The 1160-nt window shown below is 61.3% G+C and carries 1 protein-coding gene; it reads left to right on the forward strand.

Going from position 1 to position 1160, the window contains the following annotated elements:
- Positions 1–3: 3 nt before the first annotated feature.
- Positions 4–1160, forward strand: a 1157-nt coding sequence (bamA, locus tag FQ755_RS01180) for an outer membrane protein assembly factor BamA (RefSeq protein WP_144150300.1), incomplete at its 3' end; no start/stop codon positions are given.

A 1160-nucleotide genomic window follows, 5' to 3' on the forward strand; every position in this document is an offset into this window, starting at 1 on the left:
GCGCTGACATTTATCGGCCTGAGCGTCACCGCAGTCTCGGCTTTTGCCACCGACTCATTTGTGGTTCGCGACATTCGGCTCGAAGGCTTGCAACGCGTCGAACCGAACACCGTTTTCTCGTACCTGCCTATCAAGCAGGGCGATACCTTCACCGACGACAAGGCCTCCGAAGCCATCCGGGCGCTGTACGCGACCGGCTTCTTCAACGACGTCAAGATCTCGACCGACGGCGACGTGGTCGTCGTGCAGGTGCAGGAACGCCCGGCGATCGGCACCATCGACTTCTCGGGCCTGCACGAATTCGACAAGGACAACCTGACCAAGGCGCTGAACTCGGTCGGACTGTCGCTCGGGCGTTACTACGACAAGTCGCTGGTCGATCGCGCCCAGCAGGAGCTGAAACGCCAGTACCTGACGCACGGCTACTACGCCGCCGAAGTCACGACCACGATCACCCCGATCGACCGTGACCGCGTCGGCCTGCTGTTTTCAGTGATCGAAGGTCCGAGCGCGAAGATCCGCCAGGTCAACTTCATCGGCAACAAGGTGTTCAGCGACGGCACGCTGCGCGACGAAATGCAGCAGTCCACGCCGAACTGGTTCTCGTGGTACACGAAGAACGACCTGTACTCGAAAGACAAGCTGACCACCGACCTCGAGAACATCCGCTCGTACTATCTGGATCGCGGCTACCTCGAGTTCAATATCGATTCAACCCAGGTCTCGCTGTCGCCGGACAAGAAGGACATGTACCTCACGCTCACCCTGCACGAGGGCGAGCCGTACACGATTTCGGGCATCCATCTGGCGGGCAACCTGCTGGATCGCGGTCCGGAACTGCAGAAGCTGATCAAGATCAAGGCGGGCGACCGCTTCTCGGCGGCCAAACTGAAGGCGGCCACCAAGGCCGTGGTCGACAAGCTGGGCGAATACGGCTACGCGTTCGCCACGGTGAACGCGCAGCCGCAGATCGACCAGCAACATCACTCGGTCGACCTGACGCTGCAGGTCGATCCGAGCCGGCGCGTCTACGTGCGCCGCATCAACATCGTCGGCAACACCCGCACGCGCGACGAAGTGGTGCGCCGCGAAATGCGTCAGCTCGAAAGCTCGTGGTTCGATTCGAGCCGCCTCGCGCTGTCGAAAGACCGTATCAACCG

Origin of the sequence: Paraburkholderia sp. BCC1885 (assembly GCF_900996235.1) — a bacterium.
Classification (GTDB): Bacteria; Pseudomonadota; Gammaproteobacteria; order Burkholderiales; family Burkholderiaceae; genus Paraburkholderia.